We start from the raw sequence: 18413 nt of genomic DNA on the forward strand, positions 1-18413 counted from the left end.
AGTGGGAACCACCTGATCCATGCCGAACTCAGAAGTGAAACCACTCCGCGCCGATGGTAGTGTGGGGCCTCCCCATGCGAGAGTAGGTCATCGTCAGGCATCTATACCGAACCCCAGCCAATCGGCTGGGGTTCTTCTTTTTGGGCACCCCGGTCTCGCCAGAGGCCGGGGTGTTCGCGTCTCCGGGCCGCGAAAACCGGGCGTATGGTCTTCGCCCCCAGGCCTGGCGTCATCCCGCATGCCCACCCTCCGGCCTGCCTGAAAGCATCGACATACGCATCGAGGCCGGTGCGGCGGTCGCTACGAGCGAACCACGAGCGAACCCGATCCCGTTAAGTTATCCCCAGTCGGTTCGATGTCAGGCGCGCTAATCCGCTTGTGGATAAGGGGGGGTGGGGAAGATCGGCGAGTGACGTCGCCGGCCGACAGGCTGTAACGAAATGTGCGGCAATGCGCAGGTATTGCGAAAGCGCTTCGATGAGGTGGCTGACTGTGTGATCCCTGACTATGGTGTAAGGGCAAAATCATGGAAGCAGTTATCAAGGAGAGTTTGAGATGCGTACCGATCTGCTAAAGAAAATGGCGATGGCCATGTTGCTGGGTCTGATGGCGTTTGGCGTCGTTGCCTGCGATAACGATGATGGCCCTGCTGAGCAGGCGGGCGAGTCCGTCGACGATGCCGTGGATGACGCGGGCGATGCGATGGAAGACACCGGCGAGAACATTCAGGAAGAAGCCGAAGAGGCGCAGAACTGATTTCGTCACACGCCAGTGACATGCTGATGATCAAAAAAAGCCGGGCAGATTGCCCGGCTTTTTCACGTCCAGAATAACGATCAAGTCGTCGGATTCTGCTCGATTCCCTGGATATACCACGGCGCACCATCGCGCAGCGCCCGCTTGAGGTGCCAGGTCTCGTTGAACTCGCTCTCTTCACCATTCTCTTCGAGGATGCCGTGGAACAGAACCGTCGCTTCGGCTTCGTCGTTCAACGCCTGCACGCTGCCCAGCTCCGCGAACAGGCGAACGATTTCAGTCCGGTTATTGGCGGGCTGCTGTGCTCTTTCACTCTTGAGCAGGTTGTAGAGCTCCGGGGTGACGTACTCCTGGATACGCTCCAGATCGTTATTGTCCCAGGCACGCTGCAGCGTCAGGAAGTGCTCCTTGGCGCCCGCCAGGAAGCGTTCACGATCGAACCATTCCGGTTCGGTCGCGATGCCGCCGCCTGATGTCGGCTGGCCGTCGGCCATGAACGGTGTCGGCTGGGGGTGATGGGGCGCTTCATGATGCGTCGCTTCACGCTGGCTTGCCGCGGCTGTCGCCTGACGCTTGCGTCCGGCGAGCAGTCGGAAGGCGATAAAGGCCAGCAGCGCGATCAACGCGATATCGAGCATGCGGATACCGTCGAAAGCTCCGCCGAAGAAGAGCGAGGCCAGCAGGCCGCCCGCCAGCATGCCGGCGAGTGGGCCAGCAAAGCGGGACAGTCCGGCGCTTGGTTGGCGGGGCGGTGTCGAAGCCGTGCTGCGGCTGGTCGACGGCGTGGATTGGACCGAGCGGGAGTAGGAGCCGAAGCTCTTGCCGCCGCCGAAGCGTCTGGCATCGGCGTGCTCGATTGCGCCCGCAAAGCCGAGCAGGCCGACCATCAACATGACGAGCAGATGTCGCATGAAATTCTCCTGGAAAACCTCTGAATGCAGAACGGTGCCGGTCGCGCACACGCGTCGTCGCGCGCATTGTCGCAGACCGGCATGAATGCAAGCTGAACGGTGGCTGACGTCTCGGGTCAGGCGGCGTCCCGATCCGCCTCACGTCGGCGGAAGACCGGCTTCCCGGACGTAGATTCATCGGCGGCATAACGATAGCCGGCCACGTTGAAGTCGAGCAGGGCGCGAGGATCCTCGACCTGCTTCTGGATCAGCCATGCTGCCATGAGGCCTCGGGCCTTTTTGGCATAGAAGCTGATGATCTTGAACTGGCCGTTCTTCTCATCCTTGAAGACCGGCGACACCACGTCGGCCTCGAGCTGCTTGAAGTCGATCGCCTTGCTGTATTCGTTGGAGGCCAGATTCACCAGGACCTTGCTGTTGCTGGCGGCGATCGCTCGATCGAGATCCTGGGTCAAGGTCTTCTGCCAGAAGGCATAAAGGTCCTTGCCGGCCGGGTTCTCCAGCCGAATCCCCATCTCCAGCCGGTAGGGCTGGATCAGGTCAAGTGGCCGCAGCAGACCATAGAGACCGGAGAGAATGCGCAGGTGCGACTGGGCGAAAGCATTATCGGCGTCGCTGAAGTTCGCAGCATCCAGGCCGACATAGACATCGCCCTGAAACGCCTGAGCGGCGGGCTTGGCGTTATCCAGCGAAAACGGTGGGTGCCAGTCGGCGTAGCGAGCGGCGTTGAGGCCAGCCAGCTTGTCGCTGATGCCCATCAGCGCCGCCAGGCGCTGTGGAGAGTAGTCGCGCAGGATCTCGATCAGCGACTGGCTGTGCTCGAGATAGTCCGGCTGCGTGACCGCTTGCGTGGTCGAGGGCGTCTCGAAATCCAGCGTCTTGGCCGGAGAGATAATACTGAGCATGGCGTGCCTTCCTGATCGTGGTGAGAGACGGGATTGAGCGAACGTCTCAGGGGCAAGGGTTGGAAATGCGACGGTGCACGTTCTCGATCGCCTCCAGAACCTCGTCGGATAGCGTGAGGGCATCGCTTTCGAGATTGGCGTCGAGCTGCTCCAGCGTGGTGGCGCCGATGATGTTGCTGGTCACGAAGGGACGCGAGGTTACGTAGGCGAGCGCCATCTGCGACGGATCAAGGCTATGCTCGCGGGCGATATCGACGTAGGCGCGCGTCGCTTCCTGCGCCAGCTCGGAGGTATAGCGGGAGAAGCGTTCGAATAGCGTCAGACGACCGCCGGCAGGCTTCTGCCCATCGAGATACTTGCCGCTGAGGACACCGAAGGCGAGCGGTGAATAGGCCAGTAGCCCCACGGCCTCGCGATGAGCAATCTCGGAAAGTCCCACCTCGAAACTGCGGTTGAGCAGGTTGTAGGGATTCTGCACGCTGGCGACCCTCGGTACGCCCTGGGTCTCGGCAAGGTGCAGGCAGCGCATCACTCCCCAGGGGGTATCGTTGGAGAGGCCGATGGCGCGGATCTTGCCCGCCTGGTGAGCTTCCTTGAGGGCGTCGAGCGTCTCCTCCAACGGCGTGGCCTGGCTGTCGTCTCCCGGGAGATAGCCGAGCTGTCCGAAGCAGTTGACGTGGCGGTCGGGCCAGTGCAGCTGGTAGAGGTCGAGATAGTCGGTCTGCAGACGCTGGAGGCTTGCGTCCAGCGCCTGATGAATCTGCTCACGGGTATGTTGCGGACCGCCGCGCAGATGCGGCATGCCGCGCCCGGCACCCGCAGCCTTGCTGGCGATGATCAGATCCTCGCGTCGTCCGCGCCGTTTCAGCCAGCTGCCGATATAGGCTTCGGTGCGCCCCTGGGTTTCTGCCTTCGGCGGCACCGGGTACATCTCCGCGGTGTCGATGAAGTTGATGCCGGCGGCAGTCGCGCGATCCAGTTGTTCGTGGGCTTCGGCTTCACTGTTCTGTTCGCCGAAGGTCATCGTACCGAGACACAGGCGAGAAACCTGCATACCGGTCTTGCCAAGTGGGCGTTGCTGCATGTCGCGCTCCAGGTTAAAGGCGGAAAAAACGGTCGCAAAATCGTATGTTACTGGGGGCTTGGAAAAGCGGCAAACGGCCCGTGAACAGGGGGGTTGAGTCGCCACCGGGGTAGGCGTATCCTTGCGGCCTTTCGCCACTCGGGCTCCGGGTGTGCTTGCGAAGGGTCGATTCCGACGCGCTACCAACAGCGTTGCGTCATAAAGAACAAGATGCGTCTTGATCGACAGGGTAGTCCGGATCGTCAGCGGCGGTCCCCGTCACCAAGGTCACTGTCAGTTATGCCACAGGCGTTCTCTTTCTTGACGCGGGTTCAGTTCCGGCTGGCCACGCAGCTATGTCACACCCGCTGGATGACACGCTCTCCCGGCAAGCAGCGTCTCATGCTGCGCTGGTTCAAGCGCTGCGCCGATGCGGGGCACGTCCCGGCACGGTCGCTCTACGGGCGTGTGCTACTGCACCGCGGCATCTCGGCGCGGGAGAAATCCACGGGTGCGCGCTATGTGCTGCAGGCGGCCCAGCAGGGGGATCGGCACGCCCAGTATCAGGCGGGGCGTATCTACGAGCTGGGCTGTTCCCAGTATCAGCCCAATGATCAGCATGCTGTGACCTGGTATGCGCGCGCAGGTGAAAGCGGCCACGCCCAGGCGGCAGAGCGTCTTGCCAGTGCCTACCGTGAGGGGGAGCTTGGGCTGCCCTGCGATGACCGCCGAGCCGACGAGTGGCAGCAGCGTGCGCGCGAGTCAGGCCACGAAGGGGCGCACGACACCACGCGTCCGGCGCTGGCCGTTCACTAGGCCGGCATAACCGGCGCTCTCTCATCCGCGATGGGTGAACTCGGGCGCCAACGCTGTCATGATGGCGCATCATCGGCGTCGCAAGATGAGACGGCATCATGGATAGGGAGCCCGCAAGGTGTTGCTGCCCACCCTGTTAGACATCGAGGCCTCCGGCTTTGGCCGGGGTAGTTATCCGATCGAGGTCGGGTTGGCGCGTGCCGACGGCAGTCAGTGTGCCTTTCTGATCCAGCCGGCCGAGGCGTGGACCCACTGGGATCCCAAGGCGGAGCTGCTGCATGGTATTTCCCGGGCACGCTTGATGCGCGAGGGCCATCCGGCCGTGGAAGTGGCGCGATGGCTCAACGACGAATTGAGCGACATCGGTATCGCCTATAGCGACAGCTGGGGATATGACAATACCTGGCTGTCGCTGCTTTTCGACCAAGCTGGCATGCTGCCGCGCTTCCGCCTCGAATCCCTGCGCCGTCTGCTCTCCGAAGCACAGCTCACCTGCTGGAGCGAAACCAAGGAAACGCTGATTGCCGAACACGGCATTCGGCGCCATCGTGCCGGTGAGGACGCCAGACTCCTCCAGCTCACCTACGCCGCCTCGCGCGATCGGTGTGGCTGAGAGGGCTTGCTGACGACAGCGTCATCTTGCGCCTGCCCAGTCACGGTTCCCGATCAGGCCGACACAAGTAACGGGGCATTGAGCTCGGTCTCGAGCCAGGCCAGTACTCGGTCAGTGCTGGCCTCGTCGCCACGATCCCATCCCCTGTAGAGGCCAATGCCCCGGGCTTGGTGAAGGCTCTCCCGAACCGGATTGACCAGCACGCCGCGCTCGATGAGATCGCCCAGCCCGCGCGCCCAACCGAGCCCGATCCCCTCTCCCGCCATAACTGCCTGGATCATTAGCGGATAGCTATCGTAGACCTCCGCCGGCGGCCCCAGTCGGCCATGAAATCCGACCTGTCGCATCCAGCCTTCCCAATCCAGCCAGGTATCGCCCTCGAGCCGAGTGAACGAAAAACGACGGCACGTGGCCAGATCTTGCAGTGTCAGCGACCCTTGGCTTGCCAGGTCGGGAGCGCAGAAGGGGAAAATCTGCTCGGCTGCCGTCAGACAGCATTCGTATCCACCGTCCGGGCGCTCGGTGCTCTGGATCGCAAGGTTGAACGAGGTCTCCGCCTGACTCAAAGGCTCGGTCGCCGCCGCCAGCTGCACGCGAAGATCGGGATTGGCACGGTGAAAGGCTCCGAGGCGTGGTACCAGCCAGTACATCGCCAAGTAGAGTTCGATACGCAATACGACGTGACCACGGCTTCGTGACCGAATCGCGCGGACGCCGCCCTCGATTTCGGACAAGGCTCGCGCAACCGAACGCGCCAGCGTTTCGCCGTTCGCCGTCAACTTCACTTGGCGATGACCCCGCACGAAAAGCTCGCAGCCGACGTGTGTCTCAAGCTGACGAACCTGGCGACTGATCGCCGCTTCACTGAGCGAGAGTTCCGCCGCAGCGCGTTTGAAACTGAGATGACGCGACGCGGCCTCGAACGGGCGCAGCGTTGCCAGTGGGGGAAGAGAAGGGAAGCGAGTCGGCATGCTTTGACTTTACGCAAACGCAAGTGAAGCGACAAATACATCGTGTGACGACGGGGGCGATGGGGATCAGTATCGAGTCGAATCCATGGATCGATGCCTGTCTATGAGCTGCCCCGAAGGCGGGGCCGATGTTAACGGTGCTCTCATGTCGAAAACCGCCCATAGCCCAAGTATGACGTATGCCGACGGTCGTACCGATCGCGGCGTGGTCGATGCCTCCTCGATGCAAGGTGTCCCTGCGATTCTGACCGGCGTTGCTGCCATGGCCGCCGGCGATGCGCTGGTCAAGTCGCTGGCAACCGACGTTTCCTTATCGTGGCTGATCGTGGTGCGCTCCGCGGCCGCGGTTGTGTTGTTAGCGGCGCTCTATGGCGTATCGCGCCGTGGCAATTCGGCGCGTGCGCGGCGCACCGATACTCGGCATCACTGCGGCCTCGTCGCGGTGAGAAGCCTTCTCCTCGCCGGTATGTGGCTCTGTTATTACGTTGCGCTACCGCACCTGTCACTGTCGTTGGCGGCGGCGCTTTTCTATACCTCGCCGATCTTCATCTGCCTGTTCAGCATCGTGATCAAGGTGGAGTCGTTCAGCCCTCGCCGAGCGCTGGCCCTGGCGGTGGGCCTCACCGGCGTGGTGACCTCGCTTGAGCCGTGGCGGGCCGAAATCAATGGCTACACGCTGCTACCGATTCTAGCTGCCGCTTTGTATGCCGTCGCTCAACTGATGACGCGCACGCGGCTGCGAAATACGGATTCGACCATCCTGGCGGCGGCGATGAACACAGCGCTGCTGTTGTTGAGTGGCGTCATCATGATCGGCGGTATGCTGCCCTGGGGGTGGGAGTCGTTCAGCCCTGCGCCCGAAGCCGTGGCCTGGAGCTGGATGGGCGCTGCTGCCATTACCGCGCTGGCGGTCCTGATCAGCATCACCGCGAAGATGACCGCCAAGGCATTTCAGACCGGTTTGCCGACGGTGATCGGTATCTTCGACTACGCCTATCTGCTTTTCGCGGCGGTGCTGGGATGGCTCTGCTTTGGCGAGACGCCGGCCATGAACAACCTGTTGGGCATGGCGCTGATCATGGCCTCCGGTGCGATCCTGTTGCCGGGATGGCGCCGACTGATGCCCGACCGGCGGTGAGTGCTTCCCGTTGACTTACCGCTGTTGTGACTGCGCTAGCCGATCCAGCAGCGGTTCGATGTTGGTATCGGCGATCAGCGTCCGGCGCGTGCCCGGATCGAGAAAGCCATACTCGACCGTGGTGTCGAGGAAGGTCAGCAGCGGCGTATAGAAGTCGGCGGCATTGAGCACGCCGAGTGGCTTGTCATGCAGGTCCAGATAGCGCCAAGTCCAGATCTCGAACAGCTCTTCCAGCGTGCCGATGCCGCCCGGCAGGGCGATAAAGGCATCGGCGTGTGCGGCCATGGCTGCCTTGCGCTCATGCATGCTGTCGACACGAATCAGGCGTGTCAGGTGCTGGTGAGACACCTCACGCTGGACGAGATGCTCCGGCATCACGCCAATTACCTCGCCGCCGCCGGCCAGGCAGGCGTTCGCCAGGCGCCCCATCAGGCCGTTGCGGGCACCGCCGTAGACCAGACCCCAGCCGCGTGCGGCGATGGCGGCGCCAAGCGCTTCGGTGGCCTCGACAAAACGCGGGTCCTTGCCTTCTCGCGAGCCCAGATAGACACAGATTTGCACGTTGACGCTCCTTGCGATCGTGGAAAAGAGTAACTTGGAAATCGTCGCTCGCTGGGCTGGCCGTTCACTCAACCCCTTTTACACAGCCCCTTTTACACAGCGCTCAGGGAATGCTGTCAGCCACGTCGTGCTGCGCATCGAGCCAGCGGCCGATGGCATTGTCGCCGCAGAGATGATGCGCGTACTGGGTGTGCAGACAGCGGACCTGGTCCCAGTTGGTGATGCCGCCGACACCGCGTCGCCGCATCAGCTCACCGAAGCCGCGTTGCTCGATCTCGTCGCGCTGCGCATCGGTCATGAACTCCCAACGCTGGCGGACATAGTCCTCGTGGCTGGCGTGGTAGCTCGCCAGCCACTCGGGGTCGCGCTGCAGGCTGGCTTCGAGTTCCTTGATCACGCCCGCCGCTTCGAGCCGCGACAGCACGACCTTAAGGCGCTCGCAGCTGAGCCAGTAGAGCGTCGGAAAGGGGGCGTCGTCGACGATCGGTGCCATGCGTAGCACCAGCGGACGGCCGGTGCTGTCGGTCGCGGCGACCGCTTCCAGTCCTCGCGGCGGACGCCCCAGCTGCTCGGTGATCACGGCAAGTTGGGCGTCAGTCGGGGTCTGATGGGTGAGAATCACCATGGTGAGAATCCAGTATGACCTTGTTGGAGCGAGCCACGGCACGATAGAAGGCTCGGCTCAGCTGCATCGGCGTGGGCGAGTAGCAATACTCGCGCAGACAGTACTCGCGTGCGCGTTCGACCAGCGTCGTGTACAGGCGATTGAACGGCGCATCATAGTCGTAGGGATCAGGCCCCGGCAATCGCAGGTGCGGGTAATCCGCCAGGCGCTGCATGAAGTATTCCTCGAGCGCGCGTTCGACCAGGCGGTGGCGCTTGCGGTCGTCGGGGTCGATCCACAGGTCGAAATCGATCACGGGGCTTCTTGGCGGCGCGCCAACGGGTGTGTGCCGGCCTGGGTCAACGCGATCAGATCGGTCGGCGCCAGCGTCAGCTCGAGGCCGCGACGCCCGGCACTGACATGTACGCGGTCCAGCGTGAGCACGCTGGCATCGATAAAACTCGGCAGCGACTTCTTCTGGCCCAATGGACTGATGCCGCCGACCTGGTAGCCGGTGCTGCGCTCGGCGGCAGCGATGTCGGCCATCCGTGCCTTGCGCGCGCCCGCGGCCTTGGCTAGCGCCTTCAGGTCGAGCGTGGCGTCCACCGGGACCATGGCCACCACCAGACGGCCGTCGTCGAGCTGCGCCAGCAGTGTCTTGAAGACGGCGGCCGGGTTCAACGACAGCGCGCGCGCGGCATCGAGGCCATAGGACTCGGAGGCGGCGTCGAGCTCGTAGGCGGTGACGTCATGGGGGATGTCGTGGCTCTCGAGAAGACGAACGGCTGGTGTCATGGGCGCCCTCGATGGGTCCGGCGGTGAACGTCGACGGTTTCTATGTTGATCACCCTATGAAGCCTCCCTCTAGCGACTCGCGATGAATTCCTACCGCGATGGACACCCGCATTAATGAGCGCTGCACCCTCTGTGGCAGAACGGTGCTGTTGATACGCCACCACCTGATACCCAAGACGTTGCATCGCAAACCGCGATATCGCAAGCGTTACGATCGGGAGAGACTGAATGCCGCGATACGGTGGATCTGTCGGCCCTGTCACACCCCTTTGCACCGTACGCTTAGCGAGCGCGACCTGGCAGATACCGGAGCGAGTCGCGAGGCGTTGCTGGCGCATCCGCCGATCCGTGCGTTCGTCGAGAGGCTGGCCACCAAACCGGACGGCTTTGTGCCCAAGCGTCACGCGCGGCTGCGACGTGGCTGAAGGCATCGAACCGGCGCGGGCATGCTTCAAATCAGCCGCTGCCCGCGAAAGTCTTGCCAGGCGGCGGCCAGCGGCGCTTCCAATCTCTCCTGGAGATGATCCGGCAGCGCCCGCAGGGCCGATTCCAGATCCGAAAAGTCCCGGTTGCGTAGCCAGCAGTAGGCCCAGGCACAGGCTTCGTCGGTATTCCGGGGAACGGGCCGGGCCGGCATCTGGACCAGCAGAAAGAGCGCGGTGCGTGCCGCCCAAAGTGGGGGCGTGCCACCGGCACTCCAGGCGGTCAGCGTGGCGCCGTCCGGTGTCGCGTCGGGCTCGCCCAGTTTGGCGATACGAGCCGTATCGGCCAGAATCATGGCCAGACGGTCGGGATCGGCCTGACCCAGCAGCAACCAGTGGCCGACCAGGTTGGGGCTGCCGCTGACCACCCGCGCGTAGAACGGGCGCTCCCGGGCGTCATCCCGTAGAGCGCTATGCGAGGAGGACGAACGTTCGACCATTGAGGTTTCCTTTCCTATCGACAACTACGAGAGCGTTAACGTGAACTTCGATTTTGCCACGCATATCGATCGTCGCCAGCATCCGACGAAAAAATGGCAGCAGTACGACGACGACGTCTTGCCACTGTGGATCGCCGACATGGACTTTCCCTCCCCGCCGGCCGTGATCAACGCGCTGCGTGCGCGCGTCGATCACGGCGTCTTCGGCTACGGTGGGGTTCCCGAACGTCTCAGGCAGACGCTTTGCGACTGGAGCCAGCACCACTACGACTGGTCGATCGAGGCCGACTGGCAAATCTGGGTGCCGGGCGTTGTGCCGGCGCTCAACCTGGCGGCACTCGCCTTCAGCGAGCCAGGGCAGGGGGTGCTGACGGCCACCCCGATCTATCCGCCGTTTCTGGGGGTGGCCGACAATACCGGGCGCGAGGCACAGACCTTTGCGCTGGCAGAGCCGGAGACAGCGGCGGACACTTGGCAACTGGACGTGGCGGCGCTGGAGGCGGCGATTCGTCCCAACACCCGTGTTCTGCTCTGGTGTCACCCGCACAACCCAACCGGTCGAGTGTGGACGCCGACGGCGCTGCGCCAGCTGGGCGAACTGGCGCAGCGCCATGACCTCATCGTCGTGTCCGACGAACTCCACTGTGATCTGATCCTCGACCCGACCCAGCCGCATCGGCCGCTGGGGCGCGTTTGTCCCGAGCTGGCCGAGCGTCTTGTCACGCTCTGGGCGCCGTCGAAGACCTTCAATATTGCCGGTCTCTCCGCCGCTTGCGCGATCATCGCCGACGAGACCCTGCGCCGGCGCTTTCAACGTGCCGCGAGCGGGTTGCTGCCGAGCGTGAACGTGCTTGGGCTGAGTGCCGCCGAAGCCGCCTACGGCGAGGGGGAGGCCTGGCGCCAGGCGCTTCTGGGCGTACTGCGCGACAATCTGGCACTGCTGCAGGATCATGCCGCGCAGTGGCCCGATGTTTCGATGTCGACGCCGGAGGCCACCTACCTGGCGTGGCTGGACCTGCGCCGGAGTTCGTTAGGCATGGAGGCGCAACAGCGTCTGCTGGCGGAGGCGCGGGTCGCGCTTTCCGATGGCGCCGATTTCGGCTGGCCGGGCTTTGTACGGCTCAACTTCGGCATGCCTCGCGGCTGGTTGGAAGAGGCGCTGCAGCGTCTCGACCGTCTGTTGAAAGCGTGATCGCTACGCCATCGGGAAACCCCCGACCCGGCGGCTGGCCGGGGCGGGGGTTTCGCTCAATGCGGTGATCGTCTCAATAGAGCAGGGCGAACAGGCGGCGGCGGTAAGTCACGGTCAGCGGGTGGTCGGCGCCAAGGGCGTCGAAGACCCGTAGCAGGGTCTTGCGGGCGGCGTCGTCACCGTAGGCGCGGTCTGTCTTCAAAAGGGCCAGCAACGCTTCGAGTCCGTCTTCGTAGCGACCGTCCGCGATCTGGCGCATGGCTCGCTGGAAGTTGGCCTCGCTATCGTTGCGCTCTCCGAGGGCGTCGATCTCGGCCTGGGTGGGCGCTTCCTCGCCGAACGCGATACGCGCGCGCACGCCGCGTGCTTTGGGGGCTTCGCGGTGCTCGGGCGGCAGGCTGTCGAGCAGCTGCTTGGCGTCGTCTACCTGATCTGCAGCGACCAATACGCCCGCCAGATCGATCTGATAGTCGTAGTGCTCCGGGTACTGCTGAATCAGCTCTTGGTAGATCGCCTGTGCGGTGGCGGTGTCGCCGTCGGCTAGCGCCGCTTCGGCCATCTCTTCAGGGCTCTGCGAGGCGCCTTCGGGCGCCTCGAGGTACTTGCCCAGCCACTCGCGAACCTGGCTTTCCGGCAGCGCGCCCTGGAACTGATCATAGAGCTGGCCCTGCGCAATCAGCTTGACGTCCGGTACCGAACGGATGCCCAGCTGCGAGGCGATCTGCGGGTAGGCCTCGATATCCAGGCGGGCGAGCACGAAGGCGCCGCCATACTCCTTGGCGAGCTTTTCGAGAACCGGCTTGAGATTCTTGCACGGCTCGCACCAGGAGGCCCAGCTCTGCAGCACCACGGGGCGCTGCATCGAGCCCTCGAGCACGACCTGCTGGAAGTTCTCCAGCGTGACGTCGACGATGACCTGCTCGGCGCTGGCGCCGGTGTCTTGGTTGCCTGAGCCGCTGGTCTCCGGGCTGGAGAGCGGTTGTCCGGTGCGAGGATCGACGATAGCCATGGAAAAGCCCTTGATGTCCGATTCGGATTTGGCAAAGTAGATGTGGGTGATGAGCGTCGGATTCAACCCCTCGGCGCCTCGCTCGCTCTCCTGACGCCACTGGAACTGACCTTTGACACTATTGATCCGCTCGATCGGCCGGCTATTGAAAATGGGCGGTGCGTTGCTGTTGCTGGTCCTGGTTCTGCTGCTCGGGCCGGCCTATATGCTGGCTTCTCAGCAGGTTCCCTTTCATGCCGACTGGCAGACGGCGAACCGCGACTCCAGTGGTCTGGCGCCGGATCCGGATCGTGTCCGCGAGGCGGTAGTGCAGGTTTACGCTGCCCGCACCTTCGAATGGCGTGGCGCCTTTGGGGTTCATACCTGGATCGCGACCAAGGCGGCAGGCGCGAGCCGCTATCGTGTCTACCAAGTATTGAGCTGGCGTCGGCCGACGGTCGAGAGCGGCTACGCGCCCCCCGACCGCCAGTGGTACGGCAATTCACCGACGTTGCTGGCGGATATCCGCGGCGAGCCAGCCGCGCGTGCCATCGATACGATCGAAGACGTCGTGCCGCAATACCCGGAAGCGGATCGCTATCGCATCTGGCCCGGCCCCAACAGCAATACCTTTATCGCTTGGGTGGTGCGGCAGGTGCCCGAGCTCTCCGTGGATTTTCCGCCGAATGCGCTGGGCAAGGATTACCTGCCCGACGGTATCGTCGCTAGGGCGCCGTCGCACACCGGCTATCAGCTCTCTTTTGGTGGCCTGCTGGGTGTGATGGTCGCACTGGACGAGGGTATCGAGTTCGATCTGCTCGGGTTGACCGTCGGCGTCGACTTCCAGTCGCCGGCACTCAAACTGCCGGGCATCGGTCGCGTCGGCATGGCCCAGCCGACCGGTGTCGAGGGCGAGCGAGAGGTCGAGCAGGCGGCGCCCTTGTCGGCCTCAGGCTAGGTTGTCGTCGTGAGATCGGTGGGTCGCAGGTAATCGATCGCGTCGGCTGGCCGCTACCGATCGACGCCATGATCTGTCGCGTGGGGCGCGACCTTTCTGCCAAAAGTGACCGACCAAAAAAAACCGGTGCCTGGGGAAGGCACCGGTTAAAAAATTTGGTAGCGGGGGCCGGATTTGAACCGACGACCTTCGGGTTATGAGCCCGACGAGCTACCAGACTGCTCCACCCCGCATCAACGTGGGGCGAATTATACGTACGTCTTAGGCCCTGTCAAGACTTTCGTTCGATGTCTGATGGTGATGGCTGTGGGCGAGGCGTCCGAGGACGTGCTCGAAGGCGTCCACATAGCGTGCCCAGGTCTCTGCCGACAGCGGGGCGATGGAGAGCAGGCGCGCCAGAGTCTGTTCGAGTTCTTCCGGCGGCGAGGGCGGACGACCCAGGCCGTCGTTCAAACGCGCGACCTGTACCTCTAGGCGCAGCGGCTCGAGCGCTTCGGGAATCGGTTCTCCGGCCAGCAGGTCGAGCTGGACCAGACAGCGTTGTAGACGCTCTTCGGCATCTTGCGGGGTTGTGGCCTGGGCGTGCCGCGCCTTGAGTGCGGCACGCATGTCGGAGGGTACGGCTTCGGGCAGGTCGCCACCGATGGCGGCTTCCAGCGCGGCGCGGTAGCTCGGCCAGCGCTGGGCGCGTTCGGCCAGTGCCAGCCGGTCCAGCGTGACCTCGCGAGCGTGGACGATGCCCTGCCAGCGTTTTTCCATGCCGTCGCTGCGCCGACTGCGCGGCAACGGTGCCAGGCGCTGCGCTTCGGCGAGCGCGGCATCGAGCACGTGGCGTTCGTTGGCGCTGGCGGGCTGCCAGGCATCGAGACGGTCGATGAGTGCCTGCATGGCTTCGAAGTGCTGTAGCTGCTTGGCCTGCTGCTCGCCGCGTACGCTATCGCGAGCCGCGAAGATGGTGTCGCAGTGATTGCGGAACTGTCGCCAAAGCGTCTGCTCCACGCCCTTGGGCGCGCGTCCAAGGGCGCGCCACTGCTGCTGCAGCGCCTTGGCCTGCTCGGCCCGCTGGGCGGCGGAGGCCGAATCCTCGGCGAGCTGTCGAGCCTGTTCGACCAGTGTGCGCTTGTGGGTGGCAATGTCGCCGGCCCGGTCGTCGATCAAGGTCTGCAGCCGGTGACGCAGGCGCGCATAGCGTCGCCCCAGCGCCTGAGCCTGCCGTCGAGGAATCGGCCAGTGTCGATCCCACTGTTCCTGAGCGGTATCGCGGATGCGTCGTAGCCCATCCGGGTCGGCGTTGTCGGAGGGATTGTCGAGCAGGCTCTGCAGATGTTCGCACAGCGCCTGTCGCGCGGCGAGATTGTCCTGTTCGCGGGCGTCCCGTTCTGCTTCCCAGTCGGCCAACTGGGCATGCAGGTTGTCGGAAGCCGCGCGGAAACGCTGGGCGAACTCCCGCGTGGCCGCGGCATCACCCAACTGACGCCACTCGCGAATCAGGCGTTGATGCTGACGGTGGCGCTCGGCGTCGCGCTGCTCCCGGGCCTCGACGAGGGCTTCGAGCGAGTGAAGCAGTTTTTCGCGTTTGGGCGCGGCGGCGAAGCCGCGCCAGTCCCGCAGCTCTGCCAGACGGGCGGTCTGCTGCTTGTAGGTCTGCTCCAGCTCGGCGGGCAAGGGCCCGGTCGCTTCCCGCTGTTGGCGCAGCTCGCGATGGCGCTGCGTGGCGGCGCGATAATGGCCCTGATCGAGCGCCTCAGCGAGAGTCGCCAACTGCTCGGCGAAGGCATCCGGAGAAACGCTGCGGGGCTCGCGGGCGCCGCCGGCGGCCTCGTCGTCGGGCGTGGCCAGACGCTGCTGTTGCGCTTCCTGTACCAGCTCGGTCGGCGGCAGGGCTGCCGGCCAGGCGAGTCGCTCGAGCACTGGCGCGACATCGCGCCCCTCGTCGATCGCCGCCCGCAGCGGAGCGCTCTCTTGCTGCAGCCGCTCCCAGGCCAGCCAGATCGTCTGTACCTGCTGATCCAGCGCTTCGTGGCGTGCGCGCAGGTCGTCGCTGACGCCATAGTGATCGGAAATCTCCTGCCAGCGCTCGGTCTGCAGCCGCCATTTGGCGCTCAGCTGCTGCATGGCATCCGGCGTCAGCGGAGAGACCTGCGTGACCACGGCCAGTGCCTGTTCCAGGGTGTCGAGAATGCTTTCGCGGGTCGCCCGCGCCTCGGCCTTGGCGTGCTTGACCTGTTCGAGTTCCCGATGGGCCCGCTGATGCTCGGCGATCCGCCGGCGGCAGTCGCTCGCGGCGGCATCGAAGCGTTCGCGCTGACCGTCGTCGGCGCCATCGACAAGCGACTCCCACGTTTGCAGCCAGTGCTTCAGGCGAGCTTCGTACATCGGCTCCCATGGGCGGTGGGCATGGGCCTCGATCGCGCTCAGCAGCTTCTCGCGTTCGGCAGCCCGCTCCGCCCGTTGTTCGGCATCGGCGCGGCGCTCGGCCAGGCGTTCGCGTGCCAGCCTTGCGACCTGCTTGTCGCGGCGCGCCTGGCGTGCCAGCTGTGTCAGTCCATCGTTACTGGTGACACGCTCGGCGGCGGCACGGCGCACGGCGGTGATGCCGTTCTCGCTGGCGTGATGGATCAGGCGCGCCTCGTCCTCGATGCGGGCCAGGGCGGCCAGACGCAGCGACTGGTTGTCGCCGTGGGCGACCAGCGCATCGAGCAGGGCACTGTCGTCGAGCGTTTCGATCAGCGCGATCCGCGACGTCAGGTCGGGGCCTTCGCTGACGCGCCCGCCCAGCAGATCGAGCAGGCGCTGGAAGATCTCGTCGCTCGGGTGCGCGGCGTGCCAGGCGAGAAGGGGGCTCGGGTCGTCCACGCGCGCCACGGCCGCGGCGCGTACCGCTGGCACGTCATCGCGAGCCAGGCGGGCCAGTGTGTCTAGGGCATCCGGGCCCAGTTGCGAAGCGGCGCGCGCACGAATGGCGGGGTCCCGATGTTCCCACCGGGCGCTTCGCCACAGGGAAGAGAACAGGCGTTGAAAGAGTCCTGGCATGGCCGATGTGGCATCCTGAAAACGACGGGCTGGCGGTGATCGACCCCGCCTGGGGCGGGTGTCGACAGCAGCTTTCTATCTAACCATCTGACGGCGGGTGATAAAAGCCTGCAAAGGTCGTGACGTCGGCCACTGGCGACACCTGACAAAAGGTCGAGCCGGTCGTATGATCGGTTGCAGCGACGTGCGCCCTCGCTTAGCGTAACCCCATTCCCCCCGCTGCGGAGTTCGGTCATGAGTCTCAACAGGGATCGGGCAGATACTGCCTTTACATTCAAGGGCGGCATGCTGCCGATGACGGTCATGGAGCTGGCCAGCGGCGACCCGGAGCGGATTCGCGCCCAGCTGACCGGCAAGATCAGTCAGGCCCCGGCGTTCTTTCAGCACACGCCCGTCGTTTTGAGCGTGGAGCAGGTCGACGAGCCGCACCTTGCGCTCGAGCGGATCTGTGCGGTGTGCCGTGCGCACAAGCTGCTGCCCGTGGCCGTGCGCGGTGGCTCCGATCCTGTCAAGCAGTCCGCCTGGGCGCTCGGTCTCGGCTGGTTCCCGCCGCAGGAGAATCGCCCGCGTGCGGTCGAGCCGCGCGTCGTGGAGCCTGAGGAACCGGCCGAGGCAGCGCTGCCGGCAGGCACGGTAGAGACGATGCCCGGTGGCCGTATTCATCGCGGCACGGTGCGCTCGGGGCAGCAGGTGTCGGCACCGGAAGGCGACCTGGTTGTCATCGGTGCGGTCAATCCCGGTGCCGAGGTGCTGGCCGCCGGCAACGTGCATGTCTACGGGCCGCTACGCGGAAGGGCGCTCGCTGGCATTCACGGCAACCGCGAGGCGGGCATTTTCTGTCACGACCTGCACGCCGAACTGCTCTCCATTGCGGGTACCTACAAGCGTCTGGAAGACATCGATCCCAGGATGCTGGGCTGCTCGGTGCAGGTGCAGCTCAAGGAAGACCAATTGCGGATCTCGGCGCTGACTTGATCAGCGCGGGAGCGATCAACATTTTTCGGGTAACAGGAAGTTCATCTTGGCCAAGATCATCGTTGTAACCTCCGGTAAGGGTGGCGTCGGTAAAACGACTAGTGCTGCGGCCATTGCCACGGGGCTGGCGTTGCGCGGCAACAAGACCGTGGTGATCGACTTCGACGTGGGCCTGCGGAATCTCGACCTGATCATGGGGTGCGAGCGTCGCGTGGTCTACGACCTGGTCAACGTGATCCAGGGCGAGGCGGGGCTGAAGCAGGCGCTGATTCGCGACAAGCGCACCGAGAACCTGCATATCCTTCCCGCCTCTCAGACGCGCGACAAGGAAGCGCTGACGCTCGAGGGCGTGGAGAAGGTGCTGGCCGATCTGGCTGGCGAGTTCGACTACATCATCTGTGATTCGCCGGCCGGCATCGAGCGAGGCGCGCAGCTGGCGCTCTACTTCGCCGACGAGGCCGTCGTCGTGACCAACCCGGAAGTCTCCTCGGTGCGTGACTCCGACCGCATTCTCGGGTTGCTCTCTTCCAAGTCGCGCCGGGCCGAACAGGGGCAGGATCCGATCAAGGAGCACTTGCTGATCACACGCTACAACCCCAATCGGGTCGATGACGGCGACATGCTCAATCTGGAAGATATCCGCGAGATTCTGGCGATCGATCTGGTCGGACTGATTCCCGAGTCCGAGGCCGTGCTGCGGGCGTCCAACCAGGGCGTGCCGGTCATTCACGATGACAAGAGCGATGCCGGGCAGGCCTACGCCGACACCGTCTCCCGACTGATGGGCGAGGACGTGCCGCTGCGCTTTCAACTGGTGCAGAAGAAAGGGCTGATCGCGCGCATGTTCGGAGGAGGGAACCGCCGGTGAGACTACTCGATTTCCTCAAGGGTGAGCGCAAGAAGTCCGCGTCGGTGGCCAAGGAGCGCCTGCAGATTATCGTGGCGCACCAGCGCGGACAGCGCGGTCAGCCGGACTACATGCCGATGTTGGAGCAGGAGCTGCTGGAAGTGATCCGTCGCTATGTGAAAGTGGATCAGGACGCGATCAATATCAGCCTGGACAGCGACAACGACTGCTCGGTGCTGGAGCTCAACGTGACCCTGCCCAACGACGTCGAGGACGCCAAGCGCTAGCCTGGCGTTCGACAGTGCCGGTGCCGACTGGCTGGCGGGAACGTCCGGCCGGCATGAGACGCCCGGCTGGCTGTGCTA

At 64.4% G+C, this 18413-nt stretch carries 20 protein-coding genes, 1 tRNA gene and 1 rRNA gene; 10 read left to right on the top strand and 12 right to left on the bottom strand.

From position 1 onward, the window contains the following. Together rrf and MC381_RS06505 are read left to right on the top strand one after the other, a co-directional pair. Positions 1-99, top strand: a 5S ribosomal RNA gene (gene rrf / locus MC381_RS06500); the annotation flags it as partial. A gap of 456 nt (positions 100-555) precedes the next feature. Continuing rightward, positions 556-756 (top strand): hypothetical protein, encoded by a 201-nt coding sequence (locus tag MC381_RS06505; RefSeq protein ID WP_251976931.1) that lies wholly within the window; start codon positions 556-558, stop codon positions 754-756. A gap of 80 nt (positions 757-836) precedes the next feature. Here MC381_RS06505 and MC381_RS06510 read toward each other — a convergent pair whose 3' ends face one another. The 3 genes from MC381_RS06510 to MC381_RS06520 all read right to left on the bottom strand — a co-directional run bounded on the left by MC381_RS06510 (position 837) and on the right by MC381_RS06520 (position 3656). Continuing rightward, entirely contained in the window at positions 837-1667 is an 831-nt protein-coding gene (locus MC381_RS06510; RefSeq protein WP_251976932.1) for a Tim44 domain-containing protein, read from the bottom strand. A gap of 116 nt (positions 1668-1783) precedes the next feature. After that, positions 1784-2572: a peroxide stress protein YaaA gene (gene yaaA / locus MC381_RS06515; RefSeq protein WP_251976933.1), complete on the bottom strand. Its 789-nt coding sequence runs from the start codon at positions 2570-2572 to the stop codon at positions 1784-1786. A 46-nt stretch (positions 2573-2618) separates the two neighbouring features. Then, positions 2619-3656 carry an NADP(H)-dependent aldo-keto reductase gene (locus MC381_RS06520; protein WP_251976934.1) on the bottom strand — a complete coding sequence of 346 codons (1038 nt, stop codon included), beginning with the start codon at positions 3654-3656 and terminating at the stop codon, positions 2619-2621. Positions 3657-3956: 300 nt separating this feature from the next. Between MC381_RS06520 and MC381_RS06525 the strand changes: the two genes are divergently transcribed. Both MC381_RS06525 and MC381_RS06530 read left to right on the top strand, forming a co-directional pair. Further along, entirely contained in the window at positions 3957-4451 is a 495-nt protein-coding gene (locus MC381_RS06525; protein WP_319022834.1) for a tetratricopeptide repeat protein, read from the top strand. Between the two features lie 118 nt (positions 4452-4569). Next, a complete protein-coding gene (locus MC381_RS06530) occupies positions 4570-5064 on the top strand; it encodes a hypothetical protein (RefSeq protein WP_251976936.1) in 495 nt (164 codons plus the stop codon). Positions 5065-5117: 53 nt separating this feature from the next. Here the strand turns inward: MC381_RS06530 and MC381_RS06535 are convergent, their stop codons facing one another. Next, positions 5118-6035 (bottom strand): LysR substrate-binding domain-containing protein, encoded by a 918-nt coding sequence (locus tag MC381_RS06535; RefSeq protein ID WP_251976937.1) that lies wholly within the window; start codon positions 6033-6035, stop codon positions 5118-5120. 172 nt (positions 6036-6207) lie between these two features. Between MC381_RS06535 and MC381_RS06540 the strand changes: the two genes are divergently transcribed. After that, the gene (locus MC381_RS06540) at positions 6208-7173 is read left to right on the top strand and encodes a DMT family transporter (protein ID WP_251976938.1); all 966 of its coding nucleotides are present in this window, start codon (positions 6208-6210) and stop codon (positions 7171-7173) included. Between the two features lie 15 nt (positions 7174-7188). On the opposite strand, the gene MC381_RS06545 is transcribed toward MC381_RS06540, so the two are convergent. The 5 genes from MC381_RS06545 to MC381_RS06565 all read right to left on the bottom strand — a co-directional run bounded on the left by MC381_RS06545 (position 7189) and on the right by MC381_RS06565 (position 10055). Further along, positions 7189-7734 carry an LOG family protein gene (locus MC381_RS06545; RefSeq protein ID WP_251976939.1) on the bottom strand — a complete coding sequence of 182 codons (546 nt, stop codon included), beginning with the start codon at positions 7732-7734 and terminating at the stop codon, positions 7189-7191. A gap of 103 nt (positions 7735-7837) precedes the next feature. Then, positions 7838-8359 carry a DUF501 domain-containing protein gene (locus tag MC381_RS06550; RefSeq protein WP_251976940.1) on the bottom strand — a complete coding sequence of 174 codons (522 nt, stop codon included), beginning with the start codon at positions 8357-8359 and terminating at the stop codon, positions 7838-7840. After that, on the bottom strand, positions 8328-8654 hold the full coding sequence (locus tag MC381_RS06555) for a hypothetical protein (protein ID WP_251976941.1): 327 nt from the start codon (positions 8652-8654) through the stop codon (positions 8328-8330). Before MC381_RS06555 ends, MC381_RS06550 begins: the two co-directional genes overlap by 32 nt. Then, positions 8651-9133 (bottom strand): Cys-tRNA(Pro) deacylase, encoded by a 483-nt coding sequence (ybaK, locus tag MC381_RS06560; protein ID WP_251976942.1) that lies wholly within the window; start codon positions 9131-9133, stop codon positions 8651-8653. Before ybaK ends, MC381_RS06555 begins: the two co-directional genes overlap by 4 nt. A gap of 451 nt (positions 9134-9584) precedes the next feature. After that, the gene (locus tag MC381_RS06565) at positions 9585-10055 is read right to left on the bottom strand and encodes a hypothetical protein (protein ID WP_251976943.1); all 471 of its coding nucleotides are present in this window, start codon (positions 10053-10055) and stop codon (positions 9585-9587) included. A gap of 40 nt (positions 10056-10095) precedes the next feature. Here MC381_RS06565 and MC381_RS06570 point away from each other — a divergent pair, with 40 nt between their 5' ends. Continuing rightward, positions 10096-11247, top strand: a complete 1152-nt coding sequence (locus MC381_RS06570; RefSeq protein WP_251976944.1) for a MalY/PatB family protein — start codon at positions 10096-10098, stop codon at positions 11245-11247. 73 nt (positions 11248-11320) lie between these two features. Here MC381_RS06570 and MC381_RS06575 read toward each other — a convergent pair whose 3' ends face one another. Continuing rightward, positions 11321-12256, bottom strand: a complete 936-nt coding sequence (locus MC381_RS06575; RefSeq protein ID WP_251977464.1) for a tetratricopeptide repeat protein — start codon at positions 12254-12256, stop codon at positions 11321-11323. Between the two features lie 112 nt (positions 12257-12368). Here MC381_RS06575 and MC381_RS06580 point away from each other — a divergent pair, with 112 nt between their 5' ends. Beyond that, entirely contained in the window at positions 12369-13193 is an 825-nt protein-coding gene (locus tag MC381_RS06580) for a DUF3750 domain-containing protein (RefSeq protein WP_319022835.1), read from the top strand. A gap of 156 nt (positions 13194-13349) precedes the next feature. Here the strand turns inward: MC381_RS06580 and MC381_RS06585 are convergent. Together MC381_RS06585 and MC381_RS06590 are read right to left on the bottom strand one after the other, a co-directional pair. Next, positions 13350-13426 (bottom strand) — tRNA-Met (locus tag MC381_RS06585). A gap of 28 nt (positions 13427-13454) precedes the next feature. Continuing rightward, on the bottom strand, positions 13455-16226 hold the full coding sequence (locus tag MC381_RS06590; RefSeq protein ID WP_251976945.1) for a DUF349 domain-containing protein: 2772 nt from the start codon (positions 16224-16226) through the stop codon (positions 13455-13457). A gap of 234 nt (positions 16227-16460) precedes the next feature. Here MC381_RS06590 and minC point away from each other — a divergent pair, with 234 nt between their 5' ends. From minC to minE, 3 genes are read left to right on the top strand one after another with little or no spacing between them, the layout of a single operon-like run. Beyond that, positions 16461-17201, top strand: coding sequence for a septum site-determining protein MinC (minC, locus tag MC381_RS06595; protein WP_251976946.1), 741 nt, complete (start codon positions 16461-16463; stop codon positions 17199-17201). Between the two features lie 46 nt (positions 17202-17247). After that, positions 17248-18069 (top strand): septum site-determining protein MinD, encoded by an 822-nt coding sequence (gene minD / locus MC381_RS06600; RefSeq protein ID WP_251976947.1) that lies wholly within the window; start codon positions 17248-17250, stop codon positions 18067-18069. Next, positions 18066-18335, top strand: coding sequence for a cell division topological specificity factor MinE (gene minE / locus MC381_RS06605; protein WP_251976948.1), 270 nt, complete (start codon positions 18066-18068; stop codon positions 18333-18335). Before minD ends, minE begins: the two co-directional genes overlap by 4 nt. Positions 18336-18413 lie beyond the last annotated feature (78 nt).

This window comes from Salinicola avicenniae, assembly GCF_023736115.1.
Taxonomy (GTDB): Bacteria; Pseudomonadota; Gammaproteobacteria; order Pseudomonadales; family Halomonadaceae; genus Salinicola; species Salinicola avicenniae.

Coding starts and splice junctions, on each gene's coding strand:
- yaaA (WP_251976933.1), bottom strand. CDS start 2,572: ATGCTCAGTATTATCTCTCCGGCCAAGACGCTGGATTTCGAGACGCCC.
- ybaK (WP_251976942.1), bottom strand. CDS start 9,133: ATGACACCAGCCGTTCGTCTTCTCGAGAGCCACGACATCCCCCATGAC.
- minC (WP_251976946.1), top strand. CDS start 16,461: ATGAGTCTCAACAGGGATCGGGCAGATACTGCCTTTACATTCAAGGGC.
- MC381_RS06510 (WP_251976932.1), bottom strand. CDS start 1,667: ATGCGACATCTGCTCGTCATGTTGATGGTCGGCCTGCTCGGCTTTGCG.
- MC381_RS06550 (WP_251976940.1), bottom strand. CDS start 8,359: ATGGTGATTCTCACCCATCAGACCCCGACTGACGCCCAACTTGCCGTG.
- MC381_RS06590 (WP_251976945.1), bottom strand. CDS start 16,226: ATGCCAGGACTCTTTCAACGCCTGTTCTCTTCCCTGTGGCGAAGCGCC.
- MC381_RS06505 (WP_251976931.1), top strand. CDS start 556: ATGCGTACCGATCTGCTAAAGAAAATGGCGATGGCCATGTTGCTGGGT.
- MC381_RS06575 (WP_251977464.1), bottom strand. CDS start 12,256: ATGGCTATCGTCGATCCTCGCACCGGACAACCGCTCTCCAGCCCGGAG.
- MC381_RS06565 (WP_251976943.1), bottom strand. CDS start 10,055: ATGGTCGAACGTTCGTCCTCCTCGCATAGCGCTCTACGGGATGACGCC.
- MC381_RS06520 (WP_251976934.1), bottom strand. CDS start 3,656: ATGCAGCAACGCCCACTTGGCAAGACCGGTATGCAGGTTTCTCGCCTG.
- MC381_RS06535 (WP_251976937.1), bottom strand. CDS start 6,035: ATGCCGACTCGCTTCCCTTCTCTTCCCCCACTGGCAACGCTGCGCCCG.
- MC381_RS06540 (WP_251976938.1), top strand. CDS start 6,208: ATGACGTATGCCGACGGTCGTACCGATCGCGGCGTGGTCGATGCCTCC.